This window comes from Halomonas sp. DP8Y7-3, assembly GCF_019801675.1.
Lineage (GTDB): Bacteria > Pseudomonadota > Gammaproteobacteria > Pseudomonadales > Halomonadaceae > Halomonas > Halomonas litopenaei_A.
This window is the reverse complement of sequence record NZ_JAHVIO010000008.1, coordinates 57,103-76,121: the sequence shown is the minus strand read 5'-3', so window position 1 is coordinate 76,121 and position 19,019 is coordinate 57,103. Positions and strand designations below refer to the sequence as shown.

At 63.5% G+C, this 19,019-nt stretch carries 14 protein-coding genes; 8 read left to right on the top strand and 6 right to left on the bottom strand.

Features of this window, described 5'->3' with window-relative positions:
- The first annotated feature begins 160 nt into the window (after positions 1-160).
- The 8 genes from KUV86_RS09445 (at position 161) to KUV86_RS09410 (ending at position 9,134) form a co-directional block, all read left to right on the top strand.
- Positions 161-1,159, top strand: a complete 999-nt coding sequence (locus KUV86_RS09445) for a calcium/sodium antiporter (RefSeq protein ID WP_222484611.1) — start codon at positions 161-163, stop codon at positions 1,157-1,159.
- Between the two features lie 304 nt (positions 1,160-1,463).
- Entirely contained in the window at positions 1,464-2,873 is a 1,410-nt protein-coding gene (locus KUV86_RS09440; protein WP_222163185.1) for a cytochrome ubiquinol oxidase subunit I, read from the top strand.
- A 4-nt stretch (positions 2,874-2,877) separates the two neighbouring features.
- Entirely contained in the window at positions 2,878-3,876 is a 999-nt protein-coding gene (cydB, locus tag KUV86_RS09435; RefSeq protein ID WP_222239376.1) for a cytochrome d ubiquinol oxidase subunit II, read from the top strand.
- Positions 3,803-5,620 carry a thiol reductant ABC exporter subunit CydD gene (gene cydD / locus KUV86_RS09430; RefSeq protein WP_409996344.1) on the top strand — a complete coding sequence of 606 codons (1,818 nt, stop codon included), beginning with the start codon at positions 3,803-3,805 and terminating at the stop codon, positions 5,618-5,620. Before cydB ends, cydD begins: the two co-directional genes overlap by 74 nt.
- A gap of 89 nt (positions 5,621-5,709) precedes the next feature.
- Positions 5,710-5,988, top strand: coding sequence for a CopG family ribbon-helix-helix protein (locus KUV86_RS09425; RefSeq protein ID WP_222239377.1), 279 nt, complete (start codon positions 5,710-5,712; stop codon positions 5,986-5,988).
- Positions 5,976-6,269, top strand: coding sequence for a type II toxin-antitoxin system RelE/ParE family toxin (locus tag KUV86_RS09420; protein ID WP_222239378.1), 294 nt, complete (start codon positions 5,976-5,978; stop codon positions 6,267-6,269). The genes KUV86_RS09425 and KUV86_RS09420 overlap by 13 nt, the downstream gene beginning before the upstream one ends.
- 23 nt (positions 6,270-6,292) lie before the next feature.
- A complete protein-coding gene (gene cydC, locus KUV86_RS09415) occupies positions 6,293-8,083 on the top strand; it encodes a thiol reductant ABC exporter subunit CydC (protein WP_222484610.1) in 1,791 nt (596 codons plus the stop codon).
- Between the two features lie 55 nt (positions 8,084-8,138).
- On the top strand, positions 8,139-9,134 hold the full coding sequence (locus KUV86_RS09410) for an adenosine deaminase (protein ID WP_206938317.1): 996 nt from the start codon (positions 8,139-8,141) through the stop codon (positions 9,132-9,134).
- A 59-nt stretch (positions 9,135-9,193) separates the two neighbouring features.
- Here the strand turns inward: KUV86_RS09410 and KUV86_RS09405 are convergent, their stop codons facing one another.
- From KUV86_RS09405 to xdhA, 6 genes are all read right to left on the bottom strand, one after another.
- Entirely contained in the window at positions 9,194-10,231 is a 1,038-nt protein-coding gene (locus KUV86_RS09405) for a cytochrome-c peroxidase (protein ID WP_206938319.1), read from the bottom strand.
- Positions 10,232-10,760: 529 nt separating this feature from the next.
- Entirely contained in the window at positions 10,761-11,840 is a 1,080-nt protein-coding gene (locus tag KUV86_RS09400; RefSeq protein WP_222484608.1) for a rhodanese-related sulfurtransferase, read from the bottom strand.
- A 237-nt stretch (positions 11,841-12,077) separates the two neighbouring features.
- Positions 12,078-13,469, bottom strand: coding sequence for a guanine deaminase (gene guaD, locus KUV86_RS09395; protein WP_222484607.1), 1,392 nt, complete (start codon positions 13,467-13,469; stop codon positions 12,078-12,080).
- Between the two features lie 101 nt (positions 13,470-13,570).
- Entirely contained in the window at positions 13,571-14,431 is an 861-nt protein-coding gene (gene xdhC / locus KUV86_RS09390) for a xanthine dehydrogenase accessory protein XdhC (RefSeq protein ID WP_222484606.1), read from the bottom strand.
- On the bottom strand, positions 14,428-16,869 hold the full coding sequence (gene xdhB / locus KUV86_RS09385) for a xanthine dehydrogenase molybdopterin binding subunit (protein ID WP_222484605.1): 2,442 nt from the start codon (positions 16,867-16,869) through the stop codon (positions 14,428-14,430). The genes xdhC and xdhB overlap by 4 nt, the downstream gene beginning before the upstream one ends.
- The gene (xdhA, locus tag KUV86_RS09380; RefSeq protein WP_222484604.1) at positions 16,853-18,445 is read right to left on the bottom strand and encodes a xanthine dehydrogenase small subunit; all 1,593 of its coding nucleotides are present in this window, start codon (positions 18,443-18,445) and stop codon (positions 16,853-16,855) included. The genes xdhB and xdhA overlap by 17 nt, the downstream gene beginning before the upstream one ends.
- Positions 18,446-19,019: the final 574 nt, after the last annotated feature.

Here is a 19,019-nt window from a genome sequence, read left to right as displayed (position 1 = left end):
CAATATCCTCCCGTGGGTGGCAGCAGCGAGGCGCTGTGCGGGTACTGGACGTCAGCGCTTTCGTAACAAGCTGATCCTGCGAATTAAAATAGTGTGGCACGTTGACGTGGGTGACACCATAGACAAAGATGCGACCGATATCATGGGCTGAGGAGTTGACATGTTGCTAGCGGTTTCTGCCGTCGTGGGCGGTCTGGTCGTACTGGTGTGGAGCGCAGAGCGCTTCGTCGAGGGGGCGGCAGCCACCGCCAATCGGCTGGGTCTGTCACCTTTGCTGGTCGGTATGCTGGTGATCGGCTTTGGTACGTCTGCCCCTGAATTGACCGTTTCAGCACTGTCTGCCGCCCAGGGGAACCCCGGCCTGGCGCTTGGCAATGCTTACGGCTCCAATATTGCCAATATCGGCCTCATCCTGGGGCTGGTGGCCCTGGTGTCTCCGCTGGCGGTGCACTCCTCGGTGATCCGGCGTGAGTTGCCGGTGCTGGGAGCGGCCACTCTGGTGTCTGCATTGATGATGTGGGGCGGCGTGATCAGCCGGCTGGAAGGAAGCCTGCTGCTACTCGGCTTGCTGCTGTTCATGGTCGTCAGCATCATTCAGAGTCGCCGTGAAGAGGCGGCGGCCAGGGCCGATGCCTTGGCGATGGACACGGTACAGGAACTCGATGCCCATGCCATGTCGCTGGGCAAGGGACTCGCTCTGACGCTTGGTGGCTTGGCGCTGCTGGTTGTCAGCTCGCGCTTGCTGGTGTGGGGCGCCGTCGACATCGCTCAGGGCTTGGGCGTGTCTGACGTGATCATCGGTCTGACGGTGGTGGCGGTGGGCACGTCCTTGCCGGAGCTGGCGTCGTCCATCAGTGCCCTGCGGCGCAAGGAGCATGATCTGGTGCTCGGCAACGTCGTCGGGTCCAACCTGTTCAACACCCTTGGCGTGGTCGGCCTGGCCGCCGTGATTGCGCCCATCGAGGCCGGACGTGAAGTGCTGCTGCGCGACTGGTCGATCATGACCGCCATGACCGTGATCATGGCGGTATTTGCGCTCGGCTGGAAAGGGCGCGCGGGGCGTATCAACCGCTTGGAAGGGGGCGTGCTGGTGGCTGTCTACGCCGTGTATACCGGCTACCTGGTATCGCTGGTGCTGAGCACGACCTCGGGCGCTTGATGCCTGGAGGCGAAGAACAGGCAGGCTGCGCCGTTGTCGTCGTTGACTGACGCGCTAGTAGGCGATTGACGACTGCGGCGTGCGACAATTAGCCATGCGACAGAGGCCGATCTGCATTCTATGCTGGGTGCAGCGCTGGATCGAATGTGCAAACTTTTGCATATTGCGTGCGACGATGGGCCACCAGGGATGTGGTGAGCCCCTCGGCGTCTGATCCAGCTCGGTTCAGCTGGGGTCCGGTCCGCAGTGGTTGGGTGGATGGCGGGACACCAACGCCGATCATCTCTGCCTCGAGGAGTCGCTCATGGAACTGGATCCCGTGCTTCTGTCACGCATACAGTTCGCTTTCGTTGTTTCCTTCCACGCCATCTTCCCCGTGTTCACCATTGGCCTTGCCTCTTATGTCGCGGTGTTGCACGGGCTGTTCTACAAGACAGGCAACCCTGCCTGGGATCGGCTCGCCGCCTTCTGGGTGAAGGTCTTTGCCGTGGTATTCGGCATGGGGGTGGTGTCCGGTATCGTCATGGCATTCCAGTTCGGCACCAACTGGAGCAATTTCAGCCAGGCCACCTCCAACTTCCTGGGCCCCATGCTGAGCTATGAGGTGGTCACGGCGTTCTTCCTCGAGGCAGGCTTCCTAGGCGTGCTGCTGTTCGGCCGAGGCAAGGTGCCTGAAGGCGTTCACTTGTTTGCCGCCATCATGGTCGCGGTAGGCACCTTCATCTCAGCGTTCTGGATTCTCTCGACCAACAGTTGGATGCAGACCCCCGCCGGGGTGGAACTGGTGGATGGCCGCTTTCATGTGACCAGTTGGGCCGAGGCGATGTTCACCGCTTCCTTCCCGTATCGCTTTACCCATATGGCCCTGGCCTCCTTCCTCACGGGCGGCTTCGTGGTGGCTGGTGTCAGCGCCTGGTATCTGCTGATTGGCCGCGATGTAGAGGCCAATCGCAAGGCACTGTCCATGTGCATGTGGTTGCTGCTGGTACTGGCGCCGGTGCAAGCCGTCGTCGGCGATGCCCATGGCCTCAATACCCTGGAACATCAGCCCACCAAGGTGGCGGCCATGGAGGCCAACTGGGAGACCCAGTCCGGCGTGCCTCTGCTGCTGTTCGCCTGGCCGGACAAGGAGGCTCAGGAAAACCACTTCGAGATCGGTATTCCACGGCTGGCCAGCCTCATCCTGACCCACGATCTCGACGGCGAGGTGCCGGGGCTCAAGGCGGTACCCAAGGAAGAACAGCCGCCGGTGTGGTTCGTGTTCTGGTCTTTCCGCGCCATGGTAGCGATGGGCATGCTGATGATTGCGGTCGCTTTCGTCGGGCTGTGGCTGCGTCGTGGTGGCCGGCTTTACCGCAGCCGTCCGTTCCTGCAGACGCTGCGCCTGATGAGCGTGGCTCCCTTTATCGCGGTGCTTGGCGGCTGGTTTGTGACAGAGGCCGGGCGCGCGCCATGGTTGGTCTACGGCATGATGACCCAGGCCGAAGCGGTGACGCCATCGCTTAGCGGCTGGATGGTGCTCGCGACCCTGATTGGCTATGTGCTGGTGTATGCGGTGGTGTTCTTAACCGGCGGCTACTACCTGACCCGAGTGGTGCGTCAGGGAATGCTGGCGGAAGAGCCCCATGATGACGAGGTCGAGACGGCCAAGCGCCCGCTGTCCGCCGCCCACGCCACCCTTGAGGCCGATGCCGGCCGCCAGTTCGGGAGCTGATGACATGGAATTGATCAACCTCTCTGCCATCTGGGCCCTGATTATCGGGTTCGGTGTGATGATGTACATCCTGATGGACGGCTTCGATCTGGGGGTGGGCATTCTGTATCCGTTTGCCCCGGACGAACACGCTCGCGATGTGATGATGAACTCGGTGGCGCCCATCTGGGACGGCAACGAGACCTGGCTGGTGCTGGGTGGGGCCGGGCTGCTGGCAGCCTTTCCGCTGGTCTATACCATTCTGCTGCCGGCCCTGTACCTGGGGGTGTTCCTGATGCTCGCCGGCTTGATCTTCCGGGGAATTGCCTTCGAGTTTCGCTTCAAGTCGCGGCGCAACCGTCATTGGTGGAATCGGGCGTTCTGCTGGGGATCGATGGTGGCCACGTTCTGCCAGGGCGTCGTGGTAGGGGCCTATATCGAGGGTTTCGAAGTGGCCAATAACGTCTACGTGGGAGGTCCCTTCGACTGGCTGACGCCGTTCACCGTGATCACTGGTTTGGCGCTGATGGCAGGGTACGCCTTGCTGGGCGCAACCTGGACGATTCTCAAGTCCGAGGGTCACGTCCAAGAATGGGCCTATCGGATTACCCCCAAGCTGCTGCTGCTGGTGCTCGTCGGTTTCGCCATCATCAGCATCTGGACGCCCTTCGTCGATGACTTTGTGCGCGAGCGCTGGTTCGATCATCTGACCCTGTTCTGGATCTTCCCCTTCCTCGCCCTAGTGTGTGCCGGCCTGATCTGGCGCTCCGTGGCCAAGCGCCGTGAGGGGCAGCCGTTCGTGGCGACCATGGGACTGTTCCTGTTTACCTACCTCGGTCTGGTCGCCAGCAAGTGGCCGTATCTGATTCCCCCCGACATCACCCTGTGGGAGGCAGCGTCAGCCCCCGAAAGTCAGCTGTTCTTGCTGCTTGGGGTGCTGTTCGTCATTCCTGTGGTGCTGGGCTACACCGCCTGGTCCTACTGGGTCTTCCGCGGCAAGGTGCGGGGGGCGGGCTATCACTGAGTCCACACACCGCCCTGGCACGCGGGCGCGGCGCTGGCTGGCAGCTCATGTCGGCCAGCACCGGGCCTGGCTTGGAGGAGCGGCGGCCTGTGGCATCCTGTCAGGGTTGATCGGTATCGCGCAGTGGCTGGTGCTGGCGCAGGTGTTGGCCATGGCCATTCAGGGTAACGCCTCCATGGACAGACTGTGGCCATGGCTATTGGGGTTGCCCGTGTTGGTGCTGTTGCGAGCGCTCTGCGGTATCGCCCAGGACCTGCTGGCCCAAGCCGCAAGCCAACGCCTGCGTCGCGCAGTGCGCCGCGAGTTGCTGGATCACCTGGCCACGCTTGGCCCCCTGCGGGTGGCCAACCACCATAGTGCAGGACTGGCCCATCAATGGGTCGAACAGGTCGATGCGCTGGACGGCTACGTGGCGCGCTTCTGGGTTCAGAGCCGCGTGGTGCTGGTCGTGCCGCTGGTGATCCTGGTGGTCGTGGCCTGGACCAACTGGCTGGCCGCGGTACTGCTGGCGGTGACAGCGCCACTGATCCCGCTGTTCATGGCGCTGGTGGGCATGGGCGCAGAGGCGCTCAACCGTGATCAGTTCGAGGCGGTCAGTCGACTCTCGGGGCATTTCATCGATCGCGTGCGCGGCATTCAGACCTTGCGTCTGTTCGGGGCTGGTCAGCGTGCCACGGACGACGTTGCCCAGGTGGCTGACGACTATCGTCGGCGGAGCCTGCGCCCGCTGCGCCTGGCGTTTCTGTCATCCGCCGTGCTCGAGTTTTTCTCCTCCGTGGCCATCGCGGCCTTGGCGATCTACATCGGCTTCGGTCTGCTGGGTGATCTGCCGTTGGCGATTGCCGACCAGCTGACCTTGGCCAGTGGTTTGACCATCCTGCTGCTCGCGCCGGACTTCTTTCAGCCGCTGCGTACGCTGTCCCAGTTCTATCATGATCGAGCCTCAGCCTTGGCCGCAGCCCAGGGCCTGACCGCCTTGCTTGATGAGCCTGCGCCGCCGGGCCGTCGCCGCTCCCAGCTAGCGTCTGGCAGGGATGTCATGGAGGCATCGGGGCAAGTCACCGAGCCAGGTGTCCTGGTGCGCCTGCGCGGCGCCTGTCTTGACCATCCGGGACGCGGCCGCGCGGTAGGGCCCCTCGACCTGGACCTGCATGAGGGTGAGACGGTGGTGGTCAGTGGTCCCTCTGGTTCCGGCAAGTCGAGCCTGCTGGCGTTGGTGGCCGGCTTTGCCGGGCCTGGTGACGGGACTCGCCATGTGCGCAGTGACTTGTCTCTTGCCTGGATGGACCAGCGTCCTTGGCTATTGCATGGCAGTATCGCCGACAACCTGCGGGTGACCGCTCCCGAAGCGGATGACGAGGCGTTGTGGTCAGCTCTGGGCGATGCCGGTCTGGCCACCTTGATGAACACCCTGGAGCAGGGACTTGCCACGCCCATCGGCGAGCATGGAGTCGGTTTGTCGGGCGGTCAGGCCCAGCGTCTGGCCCTGGCACGGGTATTTCTGAGCGATGCTCGCCTGGTACTGCTGGATGAACCCACGGCGAGCCTCGACAGGGATACCGAGGCCATCTTGATCCAGGGCTTCCGACGCCTGGAGGCAGAAGGCCGAACCTTGCTGGTGGCGAGCCATCATCCGCAGCTTCTAGCCCTGGGGGGGCGACATTTGCAGCTGGCAGCGTACTCGCCAAGTGCCAACACAGAGAGCGTTCTGGTGGAAAGTGCAGAGATAGAGAGTAGACCCTGATAGGGGCATAGAGGGGATTGCCCCGGGGCAGGGTCGCGATGGGTACTCTATAGTAGTCAAAGGTATTACCTGTTGGTTGGGAGGTTTATATGGCATCTGCAACGTCCATCAAGCTGGATGAGGATATGAAGGGGCGCGTTCGCAAGCTTGCCGAAGTCCGGCAACGGTCGCCGCACTGGATCATGCGGGAAGCCATTGCCCAGTATGTTGAGCGCGAAGAGCAGCGTGAGGCCTTGCGGCGCGACACCCTGCAGGCCTGGGCGGAATTTCAGGAGACTGGCGTACACGCGACTGCCGAAGAGGTTGAGCGGTGGCTGCAGAGCTGGGGAGGGGATGACGAACTTCCCGCTCCTGAATGTCACAAGTGAAGTTTGCCCCGGCAGCGATCCGGGATTTACAGCGTCTTCGTGAGTTTTTGCGCGCAAGGAACCCGGATGCCGCACGTCGCGCAGGTGAAGCCATCCGACAGGGCGTGCAGGTGCTGGGTGCTCACGCCCGACTCGGTCGACTTGTGGATGACCTTCCCGAAGTGTTCCGCGAGTGGCCTATCGACTTTGGTGACAGTGGGTATGTCGTGCGATATCGAATAGATGAAGATGCTGTGACCATTCTGGCGGTCCGACATCAACGTGAGGCGGGGTGTTTGTGAAAGACTGCTGCAGGCAGAGAACCATGAGCTCGCAACAGCCGTCTATGCTGGCCCATTGGCGCACGCTGAAGGGCTGGCTGGCCTTGCACGACGAACTGCGCGGTCGGCTGCTGGTCGGCCTGGCGTTGATGGTGCTGACCGCTCTGTCGGCGTTGGGTCTGCTGGCGGTGTCGGGCTGGTTCATCACCGCCAGTGCCCTTACCGGAGTCGCCCTCGCCGCGGGTGTCGCGGCCGCGCTGGATGTGTATACCCCGGGAGCAGGGATTCGCCTGTTCGCGGTCAGCCGCACGGTGTCGCGCTACGTCGAGCGACTTTACAACCATGACACTATTTTGCGCCTGCTGGCCAAGCTGCGCGCGCGCTGCTTTGCTGGCCTGGTGGCCATGGATGGCAGGCGTCTCGCCACGACGCGGGCGAGTGACTGGCTGAACCGTCTGACCGCCGATATCGATACCCTGGACGCCTTGTATCTGCGTCTTTTCGCACCAGCGGGGATGGCGCTGATGCTGTGCTTGGCGGTGGTCGGTCTGGTGGCCATATGGCTGCCTGAGGCAGCGCTGGCGCTATCGGCGCTGCTGCTGCTGGGATGGGGCTGGCTGACGCTGGGGCAAGCGCGTGCCGGTATGCAGGCCTGTCGCCAGCGTATGGTGGCGCTGGAGCGTCTGCGCGGGGCCATGATGGAGAGCGTGACGGGAATGTGCGAACTTGAAGCCTATCGGGCGCTGGATCGTCGCCGTCAGCAGTTGGAAGCCCTGGAAGACGACGTGTTGAAGGCACAGTGGCGGCTGAGTGTGGTCACCGCCTGGGGCAATGCCGTATCCGTCATGGTGATGGGAGCGGCCTGGTGGTGGCTGCTCGTCTGTGGCTTGCTGGCGTTTCAGGGCGGGCAGTTGTCAGCGCCGGTACTGGTCATGTTGCCGTTGGCAGCGCTGGCCTTGGCAGAAGGGCTGGCAAGCCTGCCGGCGGCATTCAGCCACGCCGGGGCGAGTCTGGTGGCGGCTGAGCGCCTGAACCAGATCGAGTCGACCGCGACACCCCCGGCGGAGGCAGGCACCGATGCCCGTCAGATGGCGGCGGATCATGCCACGTCGGGGAGTGGTGGGCCCGCTGGCGTGGCCTTCGACGCTCTGGCGTTTCGTTATCCCGCCGCACTGGATGATGCGCTGGCACCTGTCAGCGGCTATGTCGACCGTGGCGAGCGGGTGGCGCTGTGCGGTGCCTCCGGGGCAGGCAAGTCGACGCTGCTGGCGCTGCTGGCGGGTGAGCTGACGGGGTATCGTGGCCGGCTGACCCTGGACGGCACCGACCTCGTCCAGTGGCCACGCAAGGCGCTGGCCCAGCGTGTCGGCTGCTTGACGCAGCGGGTCGAGCTGTTCGATACCAGCCTTGCGGAAAACCTGCGCATCGGTCGGCCTGATGCCTCCGATGAGGCACTATGGCAGGCGCTGGAGGCGGTCGATCTTGCCGATTGGGCGGAAACCTTGCCGCGCCAACTGGACACTCGGGTGGGTGAGGGCGGGCGCCAGGTGTCTGGGGGACAGGCTCGGCGACTGGGCCTGGCCCGGCTGTGGTTGACCGACCCAGGACTGGTGATCCTGGACGAACCCTTCGCGGCGCTGGATGCTGCCACCGCCTCGAGGGTGGCGCGCGGAATCGAGCCCTGGCTTAGCCAGCGCACCGTACTGATGCTGGTGCACCACCACGACCCTCGCGACCCTGCTCCGGGCATGCAGGCTGTCGGCCGGGTGATCCCCCTGGAGGCAGCATCAGCATGGCGCAAGGCTCGCCAATCCGGCACCATGGACCTCATGTGACCGGCATCACTCCGTGTCCGCGCCACACCGTGCTATAGAACAGGGCCACGACCTCATGAACGACGACTTTCTCACCCGCCTGCCCAAGGCGGAGCTGCATTTACATATCGAAGGCACCCTCGAGCCCGAGCTGATGTTTGCGCTGGCCGAGCGCAATGGCGTGACGCTGCCTTATGCGTCGATCGAGGCCGCCCGCAAGGCCTACGACTTCAGCGATTTGCAGTCCTTTCTCGACCTCTACTATCAGGGCATGAGCGTACTGGTCAGCGCTCAGGACTTCGAAGACCTGGCGATGGACTACTTTCGTCGCGCTGCCGCCGAGGGAGTCGTGCATGTGGAACTGCACGTGGATCCCCAGGCACACCGCGCCCGTGGTGTCACCCTTGACCAGGTGATGACGGGGCTGACGGCAGCCTGCGCCAGGGCCCGCACCGAGCTGGACCTGTCCAGCGCCATGATCCTGGCCTTCCTGAGGGATCAGCCCGCAGAAGATGCGATGCAGCTGCTGGAGGACGCTCAGCCATATCTTCAACACTTCAGTGCCGTCGGCCTGGATAGCGCCGAGCAGGGCAATCCGCCGAGCAAGTTCCGTGAAGTGTTCGCCAGGGCAAGGGAGCTGGGCCTCGAGCGCGTGGCGCATGCCGGTGAGGAAGGCCCGCCCAGCTATATTCGCGAAGCCCTGGACGAGTTGCAGGTGTGTCGTATCGATCACGGCGTTCGCGCCATCGAGGACATCGAGCTGGTGGAGCGGCTGGCAGATGAAGGGACAGTGTTGACCGTGTGCCCGCTGTCCAACGTTCGCCTGAAGGTGGTGGAGCAGCTTGAGCACCACAGTCTACCGGCGCTGATCGACGCTGGCTTGGTGGTGACGATCAACTCTGATGATCCCGCCTATTTTGGCGGCGGCATGCGCGAGAACTTCGCCGCTTGCCAAAAGGCCTTCGCCTGGTCCGACGAGACACTGACCTGGTTGGCCAGCAACGCCATCGAGGCAGCCTTTATGGACGATGCTCGCCGGGAAGAACTGCGCCAGCGACTGCTGAACCTGTAGTACGACACCACACTCCCGCCAATCCGGCGGGGGTGTGGGCTGACGGTGGCTGACGATCCTCAGGGCAGCGCCGGTACTGTGACCGTTGGCTGATCGCCGGTCAGCGACCCAAGGAAGGCCACCAATTGGGTGATGGTGGCATCGTCGAGTTCCTTACCCAACATCTCGCGCCCCATGACCGAGACGGCCTCCTCAAGGGTGGCAGCGGAGCCGTCGTGGAAGTAGGGGTAGGTCAAGGCCACGTTACGTAGTGACGCCGTTCGGAAGGCCTGGCGGTCCGCCTGATCCGAGGTGACGGCAAAGCGCCCTGGGTCATCGGAGCCAGGCACCTGAATCGGATGAAATCCGCTGTCGCTGAAATTGGGTCCTCGGTGGCAGGCGATGCAGCCTTGGTCCACAAAGGCCATCATGCCTGCCTGTTGCTCGTCCGTCAGTGCCTCATCATCCCCCATTAGATAGCGGTCGAGCGGTGCGTTGGGAGTGTTCAGGGTACGTTCGAAGCTGGCGATGGCCGCAGCGAGATGATCGGCCGAAAGCGGCTCGTCGCTGTCAGGGAAAGCGTTGCGGAATGGTGCCATGTATCCCGGCAGGGATGACAGTCGCGCCAGTGCGCCATCCAGGTCATGGGCCATCTCGACGCTGTTCTGGATGGGACCCAGGGCCTGGCTCTCCAGGTCGGGTTCGCGGCCATCCCAGAACTGCGCGGTCAGGAAACCGGTATTGAGCACCGTCGGGGAGTTTCGGTTGCCGACCTGTCCATCATGGCCCACCGCCGTGGGCAAACGGTCGGTCCAGGCCAGCGCCGGATTGTGGCAGGAGGCGCAGCTGATGTTGCTGCTCTGTGACAGCCTGGGTTCGAAGAACAGCATCTTGCCCAGCGCAATCTTCTCCGCGGTGAGGCTATTGTTCGAAGGGATCGGCGGAAGGGCGGGTAGCGGACTGAAGTACTTGCGGTAGTCGTCTGCGGTGGTGCCAGCGCTGGATGACTCGGTGGCGGCCTGGGCGTCGGCGGATGAAGCGGCATTGGCCCAGGTCGTCAGCGTCAGCACAAGGGCGCCAACCAGCAGCGACGGGGAGGCGTATCGGGTTGTTGGCATGTTCTCGTCTCGTTACTGCGTCACGGGTAACCGTCGTTGTGTCCCGCAGTGCAGCCGCTGGTCCGGCGGTCACGCTGCGAAAGAACATGGGCGCGAACCGACGGCGGCGCACGAGCCCAACGGGGCGAGCAGAGTGTCGAGTCGAACGCGCCCGCCCACGCCTGTTATTTCTAACGTGAAGACCACCGCCACTGGGGCAACGATCGTCCCGAATGGCTGCTAGGGCACGCATCTGTCGAGATTGACTGGCTGTTTGTCGGTAGTGTGAAGAGAGTTGCGACGTTGCGGACCAGCGTCGCTGGCGATAAGCCACGCGATTGAAATGACGCAGGCTTGGGGAGCAAGCGATACGGAAAGGGCTGCAGACGGTGCTGTCGAGCGCTCATGAAAAAGGCGCCCGGTAGACCGGACGCCTAGCTGATCACGTCGTGATATGGCCGACGTGCCGAGGCGTGGTGGGGAAATGAAAGAAAAGGAAAGGCGAGGAAAGGACTGGGTCGCTTGCCGACCCAGCCCCAGTCCCAGCGGCTTAGCCCTGTTCGCTGTTGGCCTGTCGGGCCGCTTCGCGGGCACGCTGCTTGGCCTCACGACGCTCCGCCATTCGGGCGACGGCGTCGGCCCCTAGGTGCGACTCACCGCGCTCCCGCGCCAGCTGCATCTGGCGTTCCCGCTCAGCAAAGCGCGCCTTTTGCTCGTCACTGAGCTTGTCATAGCAGCGCGGGCAACAGACCCCCTGCTGGTAGTGTCCACTCTGCTTGTCATCTTCAGTGATCGGCATGCGGCAGGCGTGGCACTGATCGTAGCGCCCTGGCTTGAGGTCATGGTCGACGGTGACGCGGTCATCGAACACGAAACACTCACCCTGCCACAGGGTCTGCTCCTTGGGCACGTCTTCCAGGTACTTCAGAATGCCGCCTTTGAGGTGGTAGACGTCTTCGAAGCCCTGTTCCTTGAGATAGGCGGTGGACTTTTCACAGCGGATGCCGCCGGTGCAGAACATGGCGACCTTCTTGTGGCGTGAAGGGTCCAGCGTATTTCTGACATAGTCCGGAAAGTCCCGGAAGGCCTCGGTGGAAGGGTTGATGGCGCCCTTGAAGGTGCCTACCTCAATCTCGTAATCATTGCGGGTGTCGATGACCAGCACGTCCGGGTCTTCGATCAGCGCGTTCCAATCCTTCGGTTCGACGTAGGTGCCGACGGTGTGTCGTGGGTCGATACCCTCGACCCCCATGGTGACGATTTCGCGCTTGAGCTTGACCTTGGTGCGCATGAACGGAGCTCGCTCGGTCAGTGACTCCTTGACGTCGAGCTGCGCCAGCCGCGCATCGCTGCGCAACCACGTCAGCAGGGCATCAATACTCTGACGCGGGCCAGCCACGGTGCCATTGATACCTTCGCGGGCCAGCAGCAAGGTGCCGCGGACCTGGTGATCGAGCATGACCTGAAGAAGCGGCTCGCGCAGCGCTTCGAAGTCTTCCAGAGTGACAAACTTGTACAGGGCACACACCACCAGTTTGCCGCTGTCGGCCTGGTAATCCGAAGCGCCAGTGGTGGTAGCGGTGGTAGAAGTGGTGATCCTGGTGGTCGAAGTCGTGCTATCGGTCGTCATGGGGGCCTCGTGCGAACCGGAGCGTAAATCCGGAGCAGGATGGGGGAAAATCGGAGGGGCGGGATTTTACCTCACTTGCCAACGATTTTCTAAGCCATGCCCGGTGGCCGACAGCGGGCTGCCTCGGCCAGGAGCGAAAGTTGATCCTTTTGCATCACCCTCGAGGTCACCCCTGACGTCCGCCTTGATGTCATCCTTGACGCCACTCCTGGCGGCCCCCTGTGGTGGCTGCTGGTGTCACCCCTGGCGGCGATGCTGCAGGCGTCCTCCCGCCCAGGTCTCATAGATGGCGCGATCGTCACCCATCATCATCAGCGTGAACAGCTCTTCGGAAAGGCTTCGCGTGCGGCCCATGCGCCTCGCCATCAGCGGTGAGGCCATCGGGTCGATGACCACGAAGTCCGCGTCCTTGCCTGCCGTCAGGCTGCCGATGCGGTCATCCAGCGACAGCGACACCGCATTGCCCAGCGTCAGGTCGTGGAAGCCAGCCCAGGCGGTCAGTGGCGTGCCACGCAGCTGGCCTACCTGATAGGCCGCCTTGAGGGTGGCCAGGCCCGACAGGTCGGTGCCGGCGCCGATATCGCTGGCCAGGGTCAGCTTGAGGCGCTGTTGCCTGGCGCCGGCACGGTCGAACAGGCCGCTGCCAAGAAACAGATTCGAACTGGGGCAGAAGGCGATATTGGCACCACGGTCAGCCAGCCGCTGGCGCATGCCATCGTCCAGGTGAATACCGTGGGCAAAGGTGCTGCGAGGGCCAACCAGGTCAGAAGCTTCGTAGACATGTAGATAGTCTCTGCTTCCGGGGAACAGCTCGGCGACCCAGTCCAGCTCGCCGAGATTCTCGGCCAGATGGGTCTGCAGCCATAGGCTCGGGTCGTTGCGCAGCAGGCCGCCGGCGGCATCCAGTTGGGCCCGCGTGGAGGTTGGCGCAAAACGCGGAGTGACGCTGTAGCCAAGTCGTGCTGTGCCGTGCCAGTCGCTGATCAGCCGTTCGCTGTCGCGGATGCCGCCCAGGGTGTCATCGGTCAGCGCGTCCGGAGCGTGGCGGTCCATCAGCACCTTGCCAGCCAGCATGCAGAGATCCCGGCGCCTGGCGGCGCTGAAGAAGGCGTCCACAGAGCCTGGGTGACTCGAACAGAACACCTGGGCGGTGGTGGTGCCGACCCGCATCAGCTCATCCAGAAAGACGTCGGCAATATGTTCGGCATGCTCGCGCTTGGCGAAGCGACACTCTTCGGGAAAGGTGTACTCATTGAGCCAGTCCAGCAGCTGTCGCCCGTAGGAGGCCATGATCTCGAGCTGGACATAGTGCACGTGGCTATCGATGAAGCCAGGCATCACCAGCTTGTCGCGATGATCAATGAGGGTGGTGTCGGCCGGCAGACGCGGGGCGATATGGGCGTACTCTCCGACGGCTTGGATGACGCCGCCGGACCACCATAGTGCGCCATCTTCGATGTAGCTGACGCTGCCTTCGGCGGGTGTGTCGTCATCGCCTGGGTCGGCATTGAAGCTCAGCAGCCGCGCGCGAATGACGTGATGGGCAGATGGCTGTGCCGCAACGTCTGGCTGCCGGGCAGGGCGGATGGACTCGGCGGCATGGCCGAGTGAGGAGTCAGGGGCATCCATCGGAAAACTCTCTTGTCAGTGTCGTCGCCGGCGCGGCCGGAAGGATCAGCGGTGGGCCCCATCCCTGGGGACGTTGCACGCCCGAAAGGGCGTTGGTGGCATCAGGGCATCAGGCGTTTCAGCGTCGCGCTATCGACACCTCTTGAGGTGTCGTCACGTTTCGTTGTGTCACGTCGTGGGTGGGCCAACGGTAGCAGTTCTGCCAAGGCGGCCAGCGCCACGGCGTGAGGCGTCTTGTTGCCGCCGGAGTCACCGATGGGGCAGCGCACGCGGTCGATGCGTGACGCCGCCACGCCGGCACGCTCGAGTCGACCGCGAAAACTGGCCCACTTGCTGCGTGAACCGATCAGCCCAATTGACGCAAGGTCGTCTCTTTCCAACAGTGCCGCGATCAGGGCGTAGTCCTCGCCGTGGTCGTGGGTCAGCACCAGGGCATGGCTGTGTGGCGCCAGGCCCGTGACAGCCTCGCCAGGGTCGTTCAAGCGGTGTTGATGAACGCAAGCATGGGCACCGGTACCTTCGAAGGCCGCGTCGCGACTGTCGAACCAGTCGATGCGCCATTCAAGCGGCGCCGCCAGTTCAGCGATGGCACGGCCCACGTGTCCCGCGCCGAACAGCGCTAGACGGGTCATGCTGCCAAGGTCGGTCTCCAGCAGTACATTGACGAAACCGCCGCAACACTGGCCGCTGCGACCGCCCAGGGGAAAGGCTTCCAGGCTCATGCCTGCCTGACCCTGAGCCAGCCGCTCGCGGGCGCTGGCGATCAGTTGCCACTCGAAGGTGCCGCCGCCCAGGGTGTCATGCAGGCTGTCCGGGGTGATCACCATCTTGGCGCCCGGCTCCCGCGGTGTGGAGCCAAGGCTGGTGACCTGGGTGGCCAGAACGAAGGGCTGGCCAGCCGCCTTGAGCCTTGCCAGGGCGTGGTACCAGGGCTCCTTGTCCGGTCCGGCGTGGGCGGTCATGGTGATGTGTCTCCTGACGGGGCGCCTGGACTTGCCTGGGCTGTTCGCAGGGCTGTGCTAGCGGCGATGTGACGTGCCTTGCGCGCGGCCTGCATGACCCGCTCCGGTGTGGCCGGGGTGTCCAGGCGCACCGCATGGCGGTAGTCGGTCAGGCTCGCCAGGGCGTCGCGCAGGGCACACCACACCGACATGCCAAGCATGAAGGGAGGTTCACCCACCGCCTTGGAGCGGTAGATACTGGCCATGGAATTGGGATGTCCCTCCATCAGCTGTACCTTGAAGGTGGCGGGCAGGTCTCCATAGGCGGGAATCTTGTAGGTAGCAGGGCCGAATGAGGTCAGCTGACCACTGTCATTCCACTTGAGCTCTTCGCTGGTCAGCCAGCCCATGCCCTGGATGAAACCACCTTCCACCTGGCCGACATCGATGGCCGGGTTCAAGGAGTCGCCTACGTCATGCAGGATGTCGACCCGGTCGACCTGGTATTCCCCGCTCAAGGTGTCGACCGATACCTCGGCCACGGCGGCACCAAAGGCAAAGTAGTAGAAGGGCCGACCCTGCCCACTGTGGCGATCGTAGTGGATCAGCGGCGTCGCGTAGAAGCCTTTCTCTGACAGCGAGACGCGTCCGAGATAGGCGTCCTGAATCAGCGTGCCCCAGGCGATTCGCTGCTCGCTGCCGGCAATACCCGCGATAAGTTCACCCCGCTCCAGGCGCATTCCCTGGCGGTCGAGCTGGTAGTGCTCGGCGGCGAAGTCAAACAGGCGCTGCTTGAGCTTGTCGGCTGCGTCCCTCGCCGCCTGACCATTGAGGTCGGCACCGCTGGACGCTGCCGTGGGCGAGGTATTGGGAACCTTGTCGGTGCGGCTGGCACTGATACGTACGCTGGACAGCTCGAGGCCCAGCTCGCGGGCGACCACCTGACAGATCTTGGTGTGCAGGCCCTGGCCCATCTCGATGCCACCGTGATTGATCAGCACACTGCCATCGGTATACACGTGCAGCAGGGCACCCGCCTGATTGAGGTGCTGGGCGGTGAACGAGATGCCGAACTTGACCGGCGTCAGCGCCAGTCCTTTGCGGATCACCGGGCTTCGCGCATTGAAGTCGGCAATGGCGCGGCGCCTGGCCCAGTAGTCGCTGTCCGCCTCCAACCGTTCAACCAGTGTATGCAGCAGCGCGATCTGGTCTACCGTCTGGCCATAGTGGGTGGTGTCGCGGCCCTGGCGATAGAAGTTGCGCTTGCGCACGGTCAGCGGGTCTTCCCCGACCTGCCGGGCAATGTCTTCCATGGCGGCCTCGATGACCATCATGCCCTGGGGGCCGCCAAAGCCGCGAAACGCGGTGTTGGACGCGGTATGGGTGCGGGCTCGATGGCCCGTGACTCTGGCCTGTCCGAGCGAATAGGCATTGTCGGCGTGGAACATTGCACGGTCGACGATGGCGTCAGACAGATCCGGGGAGTAGCCGCAATCGCCGGTAACGCTGATGTCCCCCCCGCTGATCACTCCCGCGGCGTCGATGCCCAGGCGATAGCGGTTATGGAAGGGGTGGCGCTTGCCGGTGACCTTCATGTCATCGCCACGGGGCAGGCGAATACGGCAGCTCTTGCCGGTTCTTCGCGCCACCAGGGCCGCCAGGCATGCCCAGGGAGACGCCTGCGTCTCCTTGCCGCCAAAGCCGCCGCCCATGCGCCTCACCTCGACGGTGACCGCATGGAACGGAATATTCAGCACTTCCGCGATCAGCTTCTGTGTTTCGCTGGGATGCTGGTTGGAGGTGTGGACCATTACCCCTTCGTCTTCGGTAGGGTGTGCGACGCAGGCCTGTCCTTCGAGATAGAAGTGCTCCTGGCCGCCGATAAATTGCTCGCCCTCTACCACATGGTGGGCGTCGGCCAGCGCCGCTTCCCAGTCACCGCTTTGCTGACGATGGGTGGGGCGCACCAGATCGCCAGCGTCGACCGCAGCCATCGGATCGAGAGACACTGGCAGCTCATCGATCTCGATGCGGGCCTTGGTAACGGCCTGTCGGGCAGCGCGATGGCTGGTGGCAGCCACGCAGAACATGACCTGGCCGGCGTAGAGCACTTCCTGGTCTGCCATGATCGGGTCGCCAGGGAAGACCGGACCAATATCGGTGTGACCCGGCACGTCGGCAACGCTGATGACATCGACCACGCCAGGCGCCCGCCGCACCTCGTCAAGGTGCATGGCGGTGATGCGCCCGTGAGCCTTGGGCGAGAGGCCCACGGCCAGGTGCAGGGCGTCGGAAGGCAATGCCAGATCATCGATATAAGCGGCTCGCCCAGTGACATGTTTCACGGCACTCTCGTGACGGGCGGACGAGCCAGAAAAACCGTGGGCAGCGGTGGCATCGGCGTTGTGGCGCTCCGTCGTATCGGACGGAGGTGTCGGCAGATCAGTGAGCGTACGCATGAAGCATCACCTCCGTGGCGAGGGTGTCGGAATGGTCACGAGCATCAGTGGATGACGGATCCGGGGACGTCGCGTCCTGGGCTGCCCCCTGGGCAGAGGATGCGATCACCAGCAGCAGTCGCTCGAGCAGGGCGGCGGCGGCATCTTGACGATACTCGCTGCTTCCTCGCACGTCGCTCATGGGCGTAAAGTCCTGGGCCAGGGCCTCGCTGACTGCGCCAAGACTCGCGCTGTCCGCAGGCTTACCCTCAAGGGCGGCCTCGGCGCCCGTGGCCCTGGCGGGAATGGCGGCCATGCCACCGAAGGCCAGGCGAACATCGGCCAGGCGCCCGCCGACCACGCGCCAGGAAAAGGCGCCCAACACTGCCGAGATGTCATCTTCCCGACGCTTGGACAGCTTCCACACCTTCAACTGCTGATCGTTAGCCAGATGGGGCAGGAAAATGGCTTCCAGCACCTCATCGTCACCCAGGGCGGTATCCCGGTAACCCAGGAAGAACTCGCTGGCGGCCAGGGTCCGGCTGCCGCCGGGCCCGGTCAGCCGCAGTCGTGCATCCAGCGCCAGCAGTACCGGCGGGGTATCGCCGATGGGCGAGGCGTTGGCGACGTTGCCACCGAGGGTGCCGCGGTTGCGCACCTGGCCAGAGCCCAGGCGATGCAGCAGATGGGCAAAGGCGGGGTAGTGCTCGGCAAAGAGTGGCTCCAGGCGTGAGTAGGTCACCGCAGCGCCAATCCACACGCCGCTGCGACCCAAGTCGTCGGCCGCAGATTCGACGGTCAGAAGCTCTGCAACGCGAGTCACATCAATGACCTGTGGAAGATCCTTGAGCTGTTGCGTCACCTCGAGCCATAGATCGGTACCGCCCGCGACCAGCCGTGCCTTGGGGAAGCGCTGACGCAGAGCCACCAGGTCAGCCAGGCTGCGGGGCTGGTAGAAGCCGGAGGCGTTCGTTGTCTCAGCCCCGCTTGTCTCAGCACCGCTTGAAGCAACGTTGCGCTGGTTGGGAGTCGCGCCAGGGCCACCCACGTCGGTGGCAAGGGCGTCGGCCAGGGTCAGGTCGTCGAGCCAGGCAGGACGGAAGCCCGGAGTGTCGTGCATGGCCAGGGCGGCATCTCGAATCGGCCGGTATCCGGTGCAGCGACACAGGTTGCCGCCCAGCGCGGCTTCCAGCCGCTGTGGGGTCAGCGGGGCGGGCTGCTGGCGTTGATGCTCGTGCAGGGTGAACAACGACATGACGATGCCCGGCGTGCAAAAGCCGCACTGACTGCCGTGGTGCTCGACCATGGCCGCCTGGCAGGGATGGAGCTCGTCGCCATGGGAGATTCCTTCGACGGTCACCAGGTGACGACCGGACAGCTGATGGGCCGGCATGATGCAGGCGTTGGCACTGTGATAGTGCAGGCGGCCGTCGGCATCCACTTCACCGATGGCGACGGTACAGGCACCGCAGTCTCCGGAGGCACAGCCTTCCTTGGTGCCCGTCTGGTTCAGCCGTTCGCGCAGCAGATCAAGGACGCTGAGATGGGGCTCGGCATCCACGTGCTGCATCCGGCCATTGAGGTAGAAACTGATCATGGCTAGAGGTCCCGCTTTGGCGTTGTCATTATCGTTGGACAGTAGGGCGCACGAGGCGTCCTGTCGTGGGGCTTGCGATCTTCGGTCGATGTCGCCTTGGTGTTGCTAGCGTCGGTCTGTTTAGCTCAGGTCTGTTTAGCCCGGGTCTGTTTAGCTCGGGTCTGTCTGGCGTCTGCCTATCTGGCTTCGGGCCATCACTTCTTGATGTATCACTCTTGGATGTATCAATCTTCGATGCATCACATTTTGGTGTATCAACCTTGGACTCTGCTTTCCTAGACCCTGCTTTCGTGGATCGGGGTCCCTTGCGCCCCTATGTAAAGAAAGTGGTGTATAGGGAAATGGTGCAAAGGAGATGGCTGAGCCGGGTCTTGTCAGCAGCAATGTTGTTATTCTTGACCAATCGGTCAGCTTCTTCAAGGTGAAGGAGTGAAATTTGCTTAGGACTGCCGTTTGGCGTTAGTTCGACAACGACATGACAGGGCAGCCATGCATCACCCACAGACCTGTGTCGAATTGCCAGTCCCTGACCCTTCAGGCACTCTTTTACGGCGCGTTGTCCTGATCAGGCGTG